The organism is Nocardioides sp. P5_C9_2, from assembly GCF_054049555.1.
Map to the genome: position 1 here is coordinate 1 of NZ_JBFUMD010000086.1, position 9,948 is coordinate 9,948.

A 9,948-nucleotide genomic window follows, 5' to 3' on the forward strand; every position below is an offset into this window, starting at 1 on the left:
GGGTGTCCCCGCAGTACTACGTCCGCCTGGAGCGAGGCGACGCGACCGGTGTGTCCGAAGGCGTGGTCGACGGCATCGCACATGCACTGCGCCTCGACGACGCCGAGCGCGCACACCTGCTCGACCTGTTCCGCACCGCAGGGGCGCCGACCCGCGCCGCGAGACGGCCCCGGCCGAAAGCCGACCGGATCCGGCCGACGATCCAGCGCCTGCTCGACGGGATGCCGACCGTGCCCGCCGTCGTGCTCAGCGGCCGACTCGACGTGCTCGCCACCAACCAGCTCGGCCGGGCGTTGTTTCACCCCGTTCACGACACCGACGAGCCGGTGAACAACGCCCGCCTCGTGTTCCTCGATCCGCGCGCCACGACACTGTTCCGGGAGTGGGACGTCGTGGCCAACGACACCGTCGCGCTGCTGCGTGCCGAAGCCGGCCGTCACCCCTACGACCGCCAGCTGTCTGCCCTGGTCGGCGAGCTGTCCACCCGCAGCGACGACTTCCGGGTCCGCTGGGCCGCCCACGACGTCCGCATCCACAGCACCGGCGTCAAGAGGCTGCACCACCCCGTCGTCGGCGACCTCGACCTGCCCTTCGAGTCCCTGCCCCTCGAGGTCGGCGCCACCACCAACCTGGTGACCTATCTCGCCGAACCGGGCACCCCGTCCCACGACGCGCTCGCGATGCTCGCCAGCTGGGCCGCGAGCGACGGCGGACCCTCACCAGACCGCCCAACCCGCCGCGACGGTCGGGCCACCCGCGACTAGCACTGGGGGCGGCCGTGAAGCCACCGGCCCGGCCATCGCGGCCCACTCGTCGACGCAACCGGAGACAGCCACTCGGGGCCGGCGCGCAGGCGCGCAGCACGGCGGTGTTCCAGGCGGACGGCCTATGGCCCGCTCGTGTACTTCCCGATGACCGTTTCGCCGTCCGATTGGTAGACCGGTACGGAGCGTGATCGACCTTCATTGGCCTCCTGCTGAGCCAGAGCGTCTTCCGGGGACGTCGGCGGCTCGGGCCAGCGCCCGTCGAGGTCCTTGACGTACGCGTAGCCCTGTCTGCCGTCATCGGCGACGACGGCGATCAGGTCAGGGGATCTGCCGTGGCGTTGGACGCCGAAGGTCTCTCCCTTGGCGTTGACGCCCCAGTCTGATGTTTCTGTGCGTACGTAGTTGGCGACGACCTTCCACCCGACATCGGCTTTGGCCCGGAAGACGAGCGAGGTCTGCCCTGGGGCGAGGTCTATCAAGCCGGAGTTCGCAGTCCTGGGGTCTGCAATCTCGCTCTCGCTTGCTGGGGCGTCGCACACGGCAAACGCGCCGTCGGGATACCCGATCCGTCCGGCAGTCAGGCAGACCACAGACACGTTGGCTGCGGTGGCGCCGTCGGGGCGCGACCCTAGTTCCACGGTGCTTGTCCCGGTTCCCGTGACTGCGACGGCATCGCTCAAGTCAATCGCCGTCGTCGAGCCCGGCAGCGACTCTGACGGGTCGTAACGGACACTTTCGGTCGGCGACGGCGGTTCGGTGGCGATGTTCTGACTGTCGGACTGCGTTGACGGCGGAGCACCAATGAGCAGTGCGGCCGTTGCAGCAATCACTGCCGCAACCACCCCACCGCCGACCCCCCAGTGGATGGTGCGGGAGCGCCGCCGGGCGCGCTGCTGAACAATCTCGAAGCGGTCCGGAGGACCATCCATCGGAGGCGGCAGGGTGCGCAGCAGGTCGTTCAGTTCATCGATGTTCATCGTGTACTCGTTCGATCCGGTTCGGTGGCTTCGAGTGCTTGACGCAGTTTGGCGAGGCCCTTGGCGCTCTGGCTCTTGACGGTGCCCGTCGAGCAGCCCATGACATCTGCGACGGCGTCCACTGATAGGTCGTCGAAGAAGCGCAGCACCACGACGTGCCGCTGACGCACCGGCAAGGTCATCAGCGCCTTCAGGAGTATCAGCCGGTCGTCGTGCCGAGCCGGGTCATTGGCGTCCGAAGCGTCGTGGCGCTGATGGTGCAGGTCCCCGTCAGGGGTGGGGGTCTCCTGGTTCCAACGGCGAGCCCGCCAGTTGGCGTTCACGCGCACCATGACCTTCCGGACGTAGGCGTCGGGGTGGCCGTCTGCGATGCGGGCCCAGTGGGGCCAGGTTCTTGCGAGGGCGGTTTGCAAGAGATCTTCGGCGGCGGCTTGGTCCCCGGTCAGCATCCAGGCCGTTCGGAGCAGCGCAGGCGAGCGCGCCACGACGAACTCACGAAAGCCTGATGGTTCTGTCTGCACGCGTCCCTCCTCTCGGCTCACCAACAGAACCGGCGAGACCACCAGTTTGGTTGCCTCGCAACTCGGACGCACCCGACATTGCCGATCGCGTCACGCAGCCGTATGCCCCTGCGAGGAATGGCATCCGACGTCCGCCCGGATCTCGGCTACAGATCCGGACGCCTGGGTCGTCTGGCAGCGAGGGCACGCACTTCTGTGCGCAGGAAGAGCAGTCGACTTCGTCGCCGTCCGGCTCCGGAGTCGGAGCGGCCCAGAGACGGTGGGCTGCCGATCCGCGGCTACTAGACGATTCCCGTAGGGCCGGTGTCTGGCCAGACTCGGTCCAGGTGATCGGCTGCGCGAAGCTAGGGTGCCGCCATGTCGATGGACCACACCGACGCAGTGTTCTTCGAGAACGACAAGGCGTTCGAGGCCTGGCTCGTCGACAACGCGTCGACCGCCTCGCACGTCTGGATGCGAATGGCCAAGAAGGGCACCGGAGTCTCGTCGATCGACTGGACGACGGCCGTGGACGTGGCGCTCTGCTTCGGCTGGATCGACGGCATCGCCCGCCGGCTCGACGACGAGTGGTACGTGCAGCGGTTCACTCCGCGGCGCGCCAGGAGCGTCTGGTCGAAGATCAACCGCGAGCGCATCGAGCGCCTCACCGCCGAGGGGCGGATGCGCCCCGCCGGCTTGGTCGAGGTGGAAAGGGCCAAGGCGGACGGCCGCTGGGACGCCGCCTACGACAGCCCGGCCACCGCAGTGGTGCCCGACGACCTCGCCGCCGCCCTGGCCGCGCGCGACCTCACCGACGTCTACGCCGCGCTAGACGGCCGCAACCGCTTCGCCTTCCTGAACCGCATCCAGACCGCGGTGCGCCCGGAGACCCGCGCCCGCCGCATCGAGCAGCTCACCGACGCGCTCGCTCAGGGCAAGACTCCGTACCCGGCGCCGACGAAGAAGTCTGGCACCTAGAGGGCGCGGCCGAGCCGAGCGTCCACGTTGACCAAGGGCTGCGTCGCGCTCGCGGCGAATAGACGCGCCACCAGACGCGTCGTGAGGAGCGTCCCCTCATGGCACCCTGAGTACATGAGAGGTGAGCTGCCTCGGCCCGTACGGGTGTTCACGCCAGCCGACTTGGCTTCGGCTGACCCAACGCCTGGCATGAACCGTGCCCTGGCCTTCGAGTTGCCGCTGCTCTGGGCCGGTCAGGTCGAGACTGAGCCCGGAGCGGTGTCGGGTTGGCACCACCACGAGCGCAACGAGTCGAGCCTGTACATCGTGCGCGGCGTGCTACGACTCGAGTTCGAGGGCCATGACGGTTACATCGATGCCGGCCCCGGCGACTTCGTTCACGTCCCGGCCTGGACCGTTCACCGGGAATCGAACCCCGCCCGTCAGCCATCCCTGGCCGTGATCGCCCGGGTTGGTGGCGGCATCCCGACCGTAAACGTCGAAGGTCCAGCGAAGCGCTGACGCCGACATGCGGCGAAGTGCGCGCCCACCGACTCCCCTCGGAGCGCGCACCACTGCCAGTCGGAGAGCTCCCCCGATTCCAGCAATGCTCGAGTCGTCAGCCCTGACCCGCACCAGCGATGTTGACGAGCCAGTTGATCCCGAACCTGTCGACGAGCATCCCGAACTCGTCGCCCCAGGGCGCCGCCTCGAGCGGCTGGGGCACCTGGCCGCCCTCGGCGAGACCGGCGAACCAGCCCCGCAGGGCGTCGGCGTCCTCGCTGCCGCCGGAGAGGCTGATGGAGATGTTGTTGCCCATCGTCACCTGCGACATCTCCGGCGGCGCGTCGGCGACCATCAGGGTGTGGCCGGCCGGCGTCTCCAGCTGGCCGTGCATGACCTGCGTGGCCATCGGGCCCTCTGTGCCCATGTCGCCGAAGGTCATCACGTTGAGGTCGCCGCCGAGCACCGACTGGTAGAACTCCAGGGCCTCGCGGGCCTTGCCGTCGAGGACGTTGACGTAGGGGTTGAGCGTGCTGGCCATGGTGCGCTCCCGTGTGGTCGGTGATGGACACCGACCAACCTACGAGCCCGTGACCGCCTGGTCGAGGTTCGTGAGGGCAGTCTCGAGGTCGGACTGCGAGACCAGCGGGAAGCTGATCTTGCTCAGCAGCTCCTGGTCGGTGACGTTGCTCCAGTCGTAGGTGTGCCGGACCTTCGTGGCCTCGGACCCCTCGGCCTCGAGCTCCCAGACCCACTGCCAGCCGGGGGGCTCCTGACCGGCGGGCGCGGTCTGCCAGGCGAGGAGCTGGTTGGCGGAGTAGCCGGTGACGGTGTTGTCCGTCTGGTAGTCGCCACCCATGTGGTCGCCGGTCATGTCCATGGTGAACACGTCGCCGACCTGCTGGATGCGGTTGGACCCCACGTCACCCTTCACGAAGCCCGACCCGTCGATCTGGGCGTGCCGCTCCGGGTTGCTCAGCACGTCAAAGACGGCGGAGGTCGGGGCCTGGATGGTGCGTTCCACGGTGATCTTCTTGTCGTCGCTCATCCGTCGACCATGTCTCGCACAAGGACCCCGGACAACCGTCCGGGGTCCTTAGGGGTGGTCGGCGGGGGTCAGCCGGCGTGCCCGCGGAGCAGGTCCGCGAACTCCGTCACCGGACCGACCGAGGTGCCCGACGTGCGCTGCGTCGACCCGGCGCGCGAGGCCGGCGTACGACGCTCGCCCGCGTCCGGTCCGAAGCCGGCGACGTGGTCGGTGGCCACGACGAGCCCGGCCAGCTCCCCGGCCGCGCGGGTGATGCGCGCCGCGAGGCCGGTGGTGCCGCCGAAGTCCTCGGTGGCGGCGAAGACGCCCGTCGGCACGACCACCGCCCTCAGGTAGGAGAACAGCGGCCGCATCGCGTGGTCGAGGACCAGCGAGTGCCGCGCGCTGCCGGCGGTCGCGGCGATCAGCACCGGGATCCCGGTGAGCGCGTCGGGGTCGAGGGCGTCGAAGAACATCTTGAACAGCCCGCTGTACGACGCCGTGAACACCGGCGTCACCGCGATCATCGCGTCGGCCGACGACACCAGGTCGCGGACCGCGGTGAGGCGGGCGGTCGGCAGGCCGCCGCTGGTCATGTACGCCGCCAGCTCACCGGCCAGCTCGCGCAGCTCGACGTGCTCGAAGCGGGCGGCCTCGCCGCGCGCGCCCACCTGGGCGGCCACGGCGTCGGCGACCTGGTCGGCGAGCAGCCGGGTGGAGGAGGGGACGCTGAGGCCGGCGGTCACGACGACGACGGTGCGGGTCATGCGGAGGCTCCTTCGGGGCTGGTCGAGGCGACTGCCTCGAGGGTCGCGCGGGCGGGCTCGACGAGGTGGTGCGGGGCGTCGGGTCCGGCGGCGACCAGGGAGGTGTGGGTGGGCGGGTCGCTCGGCACGTGGGCCGGGCGGCGGCGGTCGAACTCGGCCCGCAGGACCGGCACGACCTCGGTGCCGAGGATCTCGAGCTGCTCGAGGACGAGCTCGGTCGGCAGACCGGCGTGGTCGACGAGGAACAGCTGGCGCTGGTAGTCACCGGCGTAGTCGGCGAAGCCGAGGGTGCGTTCGATGACCTGCTCGGGGGTGCCGACGGTCAGCGGCGTCATCGTGGAGAAGTCCTCCAGGGACGGCCCGTGGCCGTAGACGGGGGCGTTGTCGAAGTAGGGCCGGAACTGGCGCTTGGCCTCGGCCTCCGTCGTACCGATGAAGACCTGGCCCCCCAGCCCGACGATCGCCTGGTCGGCGCTGCCGTGCCCGTAGTGCTCGAAGCGCTGGCGGTAGAGCCGCACCATCTGCTCGGTGTGCTCCTGGTTCCAGAAGATGTGGTTGTGGAAGAAGCCGTCGCCGTAGTAGGCGGCCTGCTCGGCGATCTCGGTGCTGCGGATCGAGCCGTGCCACACGAACGGCGGCGTGCCGTCGAGCGGCGCGGGGGTGCTCGTGTAGCCCTGCAGCGGGGTGCGGAACTGGCCCTGCCAGTTGACGACSGGCTCGCGCCACAGGGTGCGCAGCAGGTGGTAGTTCTCGATCGCGAGCTTGATGCCGTCGCGGATGTCCTTGCCGAACCACGGGTAGACCGGGCCGGTGTTGCCGCGGCCCATCATCAGGTCGATGCGCCCGCCCGAGAGGTGCTGGAGCACCGCGTAGTCCTCGGCGATCTTGACCGGGTCGTTGGTGGTGATGAGGGTGGTCGAGGTCGACAGCAGGAGGCGCTCGGTCTTGGCGGCGATGAAGCCCAGGTGGGTCGTGGGGCTGCTCGGCACGAAGGGCGGGTTGTGGTGCTCGCCGGTGGCGAAGACGTCGAGCCCGACCTCCTCGGCCTTGAGCGCGATGCGCGTCATCGACTCGATGCRCTCGGCCTCGCTCGGGGTGCGTCCCGTCGTGGGGTCGGTGGTCACGTCGCCGACGCTGAAGATGCCGAACTGCATGATGCCTCCTGAGTGCTGCTCCAACCGAACCGATTGAAGCCATACTGGTTGAATGTTGTACTATCGTAACCGATCCACCCCGGCTGGTATTCCGCTGCCATGCTGGGTGGCATGAGCGGGGTCGGGACGGCAGCCGTCGACGTGCGGTGGCACCGTGATCGCACCGCCGACGAGGCGCTGGTCGACCACGCGCGGGCCGCGACCGGCGTCGGTCCCTCCCGGGTCATCGAGGTCGGGCGGCTGTGCCCGCAGTGCGGCAGCGCGGCCCACGGCCGCCCCTGGGTCCGGGTGCCCGACGGGCGGGACACCCGGCGGCTCGAGGTGTCGGTCGCGCGGTCCGGGCCCCACGTCGTCACCGCGCTGGCGGACCGTCCGGTGGGCGTCGACGTCGAGCACGTCGGCGACGTGGCCCGCGGCTGGGACCCCGCGCTGGTGCTCGCCCTCGGCGAGCGCGCCGACTCGCCGCTGGAGCAGGCACGCAGCTGGACCCGCAAGGAGGCGGTCCTCAAGTCGCGGGGCACCGGCCTGGTCGTGCCCATGTCCCTGGTCGTGCTCGCCGAGGTGGACTGGGCGGACCTTCCGGCCCCACCCGGCTACGTGGCGGCGGTCAGTCCGGCAGGTCTGGCAGGTCGGGCAGCTCCGTCTGGCGCAGCCACGGGTCGAACAGCTCGCCCAGGTCCTCGCCGCTGACCGTCTCGGCGAGCCGCTGGAAGTCCTCGGTGGTGGCGTTGCCGCCGGTGTGGTCCTCGACCCACTGCTGGAGGACGTCGAAGAAGTCGTGGTCGCCGATGGTGAGGCGCAGCGCGTGCAGGGTGAGGGCCCCGCGCTTGTAGACCCGGTCGTCGAACATCAGGTCCCGCCCCGGGTCGGCGAGCATCAGGTCCTCGGGCTCATGGGCGAGCCGGCGGTGGTGGTGGCGGGCGCGGTCGTCGCACGAGTCGCGGCCCGACTCCTCCGACCACAGCCACTCGGCGTAGCAGGCGAAGCCCTCGTGCAGCCAGATGTCCTTCCAGTCGCGCAGGGTCACGGCGTTGCCGAACCACTGGTGCGCGAGCTCGTGGGCCACCAGCCGAACGTCGTCCCAGTCGTCGGTGGCGAAGTTACGGCCGAAGGTCGACAGCGACTGCGACTCGAGCGGGATCTCCAGCGGGTCGTCGGTGACCACGACGGTGTAGCCGGAGAACGGGTAGACCCCGAACCGGCTCTCGAAGAAGCGCATCATCGCCGGCTGCTCCCCGAACGACGCGTCGTACCCCTCGCCACGGAGGTCCGGCGGGCACACCACGGTGATCCCCTCGTCGAGGTCCCGGGCCTCGTACCGGCCGATCTGGGCGGTCGCGAGGTACGGCGCCATCGGCTGGTCCATCTCGTAGGTCCACTCGACGGTCGAGCCCCGACGGCGGGTCCCGGTGAGCCGACCGGACATGGCGACGTAGTACTCCGAGGGCGCAGCCAGCGTCGCCGCGAAGGTCGCCTTGGCCGACGGCCGGTCGTTGCACGGGAACCAGGTGGGCGCGCCGTGGGGCTGGGCCGCGACGATCGCGCCGTCGGTGAGCTCCTCCCAGCCCGCGTCGTCCTGACCCGGGCTGCCGATCGTGCCGGGCGAGCCGGCGTACGTGATCCGGAGCTCGAACTCCTGGCCCGCCCGCAGCGGCGAGGTCACCGTGATCCGCGACCCACGGTGGGAGAACCGGACCGCCTTGCCGTCCAGGAGGACCTTGCCCACCCGCAGCCCCGCGAGGTCCACGGCCACCGACGAGACGTCCTCGACGGCCGTGCACGACAGCACGACGTCGCCGTCGAGGCGGTTGCCGGCCAGCTTGTAGGAGAGGCCCAGCGAGTAGTGGCGGACGTCGTACGACGGGTCGCCGTGGTCCGGGACGTAGGGGTCGGTCATGAGGGTGCCTCCCAAGGGCCGATCGGGTTGCCGATCCAGCAGGTACGAGGAGGCACACCCTCCCCGCGCATCACGAGCGAGACCGGCCCCACGGAGGCGTGCCGACCGATCGTCGCGGCGGGAAGGATAACGCTGTTCGGCCCCAGGGTCGCTCCCGCCTCGAGCGTGACCCGGTCCATGCTCAGCACCCGGTCGTGGAACAGGTGCGTCTGCACGACGCAGCCCCGGTTGACCGTCGCACCGTCCTCCAGGGTGACCAGGTCGGTCTCGGGCAGCCAGTAGGTGTCGCACCACACGCCGCGGCCGATGCGGGCGCCGAGCATCCGCAGCCAGACGTTGAGCACGGGGGTGCCCTGCACCGGGGYGGCGAACCACGGGGCGGCGAGCACCTCGGTGAAGGTGTCGGCGAGCTCGTTGCGCCAGACGAACCACGACCACAGGGGGTGCTCCCCGGTGCGGTGCCGCCCGACCAGCAGCAGCTTGGCGCCGACGGTGACGCCCGCGGCGAGGATGCCGGCGGCCGCGAGCACCGGCCCCGCCAGCAGCACGGCCAGCAGCGGCTGCCGGTCGAGCAGGGCGAGCAGGGTCACCGCGACCCCGGCCTGCAGCAGCACGAGCATCAGCATCGGGATCACCCGGCAGGTCTCGACCAGGCCCCGGTAGACGTGCAGCCGGGTCGAGGGGGCGTAGGTGAGGCGGTCGTCCGACTCCCCCGCGGTGCGTCGCAGCCGGGTCGGCGGGCTCCCGACCCACGAGGACCCACGCTTGGCCCGGCCCCGCTCGGGTGCCGCGGACAACACCGCGACCAGCGACTCCTTGGCGACCTTGCGGCCCGGGGCGAGCATCCCGGAGTTGCCGACGAAGGCGCGCTTGCCGACCTTGACGTGCTCCACCCGGATCCAGCCACCGCCGAGCTCGTAGCAGCCGATGAGCGTGTCGTCGGCGAGGAAGGCGTGGTCGCCGACGGTGGTGAACTTGGGGATCAGCAGCACCGTGGAGGCCTCGACGCCCACGCCGACCTGCGCCCCGAGCAGGCGCAGCCAGAACGGGGTCAGGGCGCCGGCGTAGAGGGGGAACAGCCACGTGCGGGCCTCGTCGAGGACGCGCAGCGTGCTCCAGATCCGCACCCCGGTGCCGGAGCGGACCCGGTGGGTGCCGGCCTCCATGCCGAGGGCGAGCAGGCGCACGATCACCCACACCAGGAGGATCAGCACGGCATACCCCACGAGGGCGGCAACCGGCACCCACGGCAGGCCCGCCCGCACGGCCTCGCCCAGGGAGTCGGCGCCCCGGGCGGCCCACACGAGCACCAGCCCGCCGGCCGCCCCCGCGACCCCGGGGAGCGCGGCCACCACGAACGCCATCACGCCGTAGAGACCAAGCCAGGCCGACTCCCGC

General features: G+C 70.6%; 12 protein-coding genes. 4 read left to right on the forward strand and 8 right to left on the reverse strand.

Annotated features, from left to right (window positions below; all coding sequences use genetic code 11):
- On the forward strand, positions 1-764 hold a 764-nt coding region (locus ACXJKL_RS06490), incomplete at its 5' end, for a helix-turn-helix transcriptional regulator (RefSeq protein WP_457206240.1).
- A gap of 122 nt (positions 765-886) precedes the next feature.
- Here ACXJKL_RS06490 and ACXJKL_RS06495 read toward each other — a convergent pair.
- Both ACXJKL_RS06495 and ACXJKL_RS06500 read right to left on the reverse strand, forming a co-directional pair.
- Complete coding sequence (locus ACXJKL_RS06495) at positions 887-1,744, reverse strand: hypothetical protein (protein WP_457206241.1); 858 nt, start codon at positions 1,742-1,744, stop codon at positions 887-889.
- Positions 1,741-2,265, reverse strand: coding sequence for a SigE family RNA polymerase sigma factor (locus ACXJKL_RS06500; protein ID WP_457206242.1), 525 nt, complete (start codon positions 2,263-2,265; stop codon positions 1,741-1,743). The genes ACXJKL_RS06495 and ACXJKL_RS06500 overlap by 4 nt, the downstream gene beginning before the upstream one ends.
- Before the next feature lie 357 nt (positions 2,266-2,622).
- Between ACXJKL_RS06500 and ACXJKL_RS06505 the strand changes: the two genes are divergently transcribed.
- Positions 2,623-3,222, forward strand: a complete 600-nt coding sequence (locus tag ACXJKL_RS06505) for a YdeI/OmpD-associated family protein (RefSeq protein WP_457206243.1) — start codon at positions 2,623-2,625, stop codon at positions 3,220-3,222.
- Positions 3,223-3,411: 189 nt separating this feature from the next.
- Positions 3,412-3,723: a cupin domain-containing protein gene (locus tag ACXJKL_RS06510; protein ID WP_457206244.1), complete on the forward strand. Its 312-nt coding sequence runs from the start codon at positions 3,412-3,414 to the stop codon at positions 3,721-3,723.
- A 97-nt stretch (positions 3,724-3,820) separates the two neighbouring features.
- On the opposite strand, the gene ACXJKL_RS06515 is transcribed toward ACXJKL_RS06510, so the two are convergent.
- From ACXJKL_RS06515 to ACXJKL_RS06530, 4 genes are all read right to left on the reverse strand, one after another.
- Complete coding sequence (locus tag ACXJKL_RS06515; RefSeq protein WP_457206245.1) at positions 3,821-4,246, reverse strand: VOC family protein; 426 nt, start codon at positions 4,244-4,246, stop codon at positions 3,821-3,823.
- Between the two features lie 39 nt (positions 4,247-4,285).
- Entirely contained in the window at positions 4,286-4,753 is a 468-nt protein-coding gene (locus ACXJKL_RS06520; protein WP_457206246.1) for an SRPBCC domain-containing protein, read from the reverse strand.
- A gap of 68 nt (positions 4,754-4,821) precedes the next feature.
- On the reverse strand, positions 4,822-5,499 hold the full coding sequence (locus ACXJKL_RS06525; protein ID WP_457206247.1) for a CE1759 family FMN reductase: 678 nt from the start codon (positions 5,497-5,499) through the stop codon (positions 4,822-4,824).
- Positions 5,496-6,653, reverse strand: coding sequence for an LLM class flavin-dependent oxidoreductase (locus tag ACXJKL_RS06530; protein ID WP_457206248.1), 1,158 nt, complete (start codon positions 6,651-6,653; stop codon positions 5,496-5,498). The genes ACXJKL_RS06525 and ACXJKL_RS06530 overlap by 4 nt, the downstream gene beginning before the upstream one ends.
- 111 nt (positions 6,654-6,764) lie before the next feature.
- Between ACXJKL_RS06530 and ACXJKL_RS06535 the strand changes: the two genes are divergently transcribed.
- The gene (locus tag ACXJKL_RS06535; RefSeq protein ID WP_457206249.1) at positions 6,765-7,343 is read left to right on the forward strand and encodes a 4'-phosphopantetheinyl transferase family protein; all 579 of its coding nucleotides are present in this window, start codon (positions 6,765-6,767) and stop codon (positions 7,341-7,343) included.
- Here ACXJKL_RS06535 and ACXJKL_RS06540 read toward each other — a convergent pair.
- Positions 7,261-8,550: a M1 family metallopeptidase gene (locus ACXJKL_RS06540; protein WP_457206250.1), complete on the reverse strand. Its 1,290-nt coding sequence runs from the start codon at positions 8,548-8,550 to the stop codon at positions 7,261-7,263. The genes ACXJKL_RS06535 and ACXJKL_RS06540 overlap by 83 nt on opposite strands.
- Positions 8,547-9,948 (reverse strand): Pls/PosA family non-ribosomal peptide synthetase (locus ACXJKL_RS06545; protein WP_457206251.1); only part of this gene is annotated, 1,402 nt, incomplete at its 5' end. The genes ACXJKL_RS06540 and ACXJKL_RS06545, both read right to left, overlap by 4 nt.